The sequence below is a fragment of the Pseudoalteromonas sp. TB64 genome, assembly GCF_000498095.1.
In the GTDB taxonomy this organism is placed as follows: Bacteria; Pseudomonadota; Gammaproteobacteria; order Enterobacterales; family Alteromonadaceae; genus Pseudoalteromonas.
In genome coordinates this window covers 1-1276 of the sequence record NZ_AUTQ01000163.1, presented here as the reverse complement: position 1 = coordinate 1276, position 1276 = coordinate 1, and the positions used below count along the sequence as shown (strand labels likewise).

The window sequence follows — 1276 nt, the reverse complement described above, 5'->3', positions numbered from 1 at the left end:
GAGCCACCAAAACCACGCCCAGCGTTAAATCCATTAACGAGGTAATTGCTTGGTAAGTTTTCATCGCCTACAAAACCTCGCAGTGCAAAGCTATTCCAAAGTCCACCAAAGTTATTTTGCCGTGCAACCGACGCCGACAAATCAAGCGCTTGATTTAAATTAAGTGCGCCTGCGTCCTCGAGTGCCTCTAAATCTATTTTAAGCTCTGACTGAGGGGTTTCTAAAGGGCTAAAATTACCTTGATAAGCTTGGCGAGTCCCTGTAACGGCAAGCCTTTCAATAGCGCTAGCGTTTGCGCTATCAATTTGATCACTTTTATCAGCTGCCATTACCTGACTGCTAAATAAACTCACTAAACATGTACTTAAATAAGTAAGTTTAAGCCCTTTTTTATTAGGGCGTGTTGATCTTTGCGGTATAAAAAACAAACAGCATGAGGATAAGGTATAATTGAATTCGCTAAAAAACGTTACACCGAACCCTCATGCCAAGATTAATGTTAACAGACGCGACATGGAATGTCTTATCAAAAGTAATGCACTTAAGTGGTCGAATTTATAATAAGCCTGAGCATAGAAAAACGCTCGAAGGCATACTCTATAAGATGCGTACCGGTATTCCTTGGCGAGATTTACCGTCTTATTTCGGCTCGTGGAGTGCTATCTATAGACGATTTAATTTATGGTCCAAAAAAGATATTTTGAATGAATTATTTCGTGTGTTATCCCACTATGCTGATATGGATTGGATCTTTATTGATGGCAGTATTGTCAGGGCTCACCAGCATAGTTGCGGTGCAAGAACCGCTGGCAATGAATCAATCGGTAAGAGTCGAGGTGGCAATTCGACTAAAATTCATCTTGCAGTAGATAGCGGAGGATTGCCTGTTTATTATGAATTATCCTGTGGAAATACGCATGATATCGTCCATGCAGAGTCACTTGTAGACAATTGCCCAACGAGTAATGTGGTTGTCGCAGATAAAGGCTACGATAGTGAAAAACTAAGAGAGTTTATTCGTGATAATAGCGCTACACCCGTTATTCCACGCAAGGATAACAGTTTAGTGGGTAATGAAGATATTGACTGGTGCATGTACAAATATAGGCACTTAGTTGAGAATGCCTTTGGTCGGATCAAACAATATAGAGGGATAGCTACAAGGTATGAAAAGCTTGAACGGAATTATCATTCCATGCTCGCTTTAGCATTTACTATGATGTGGCTACCAATGTGGGCTGATTAATATATATACTACAAAGATCAACAGCCCCTA

2 protein-coding genes are annotated in these 1276 nt (G+C 40.5%); one reads left to right on the top strand and one right to left on the bottom strand.

Translation table 11 applies throughout. The annotated features are described in order from the left end of the window. Positions 1 to 329, bottom strand: a 329-nt coding sequence (locus tag L647_RS01000000124225) for a Plug domain-containing protein (protein ID WP_033024432.1), incomplete at its 3' end; no start/stop codon positions are given. A 155-nt stretch (positions 330 to 484) separates the two neighbouring features. Here L647_RS01000000124225 and L647_RS0113665 point away from each other — a divergent pair. Continuing rightward, positions 485 to 1246 (top strand): IS5 family transposase, encoded by a 762-nt coding sequence (locus tag L647_RS0113665; RefSeq protein WP_024611512.1) that lies wholly within the window; start codon positions 485 to 487, stop codon positions 1244 to 1246. The last annotated feature ends 30 nt before the right edge of the window (positions 1247 to 1276 follow it).

Bases quoted from the DNA above. Each gene is read 5' to 3' on its own strand.
- L647_RS0113665 (WP_024611512.1), top strand. From the start codon at position 485: ATGCCAAGATTAATGTTAACAGACGCGACATGGAATGTCTTATCAAAA.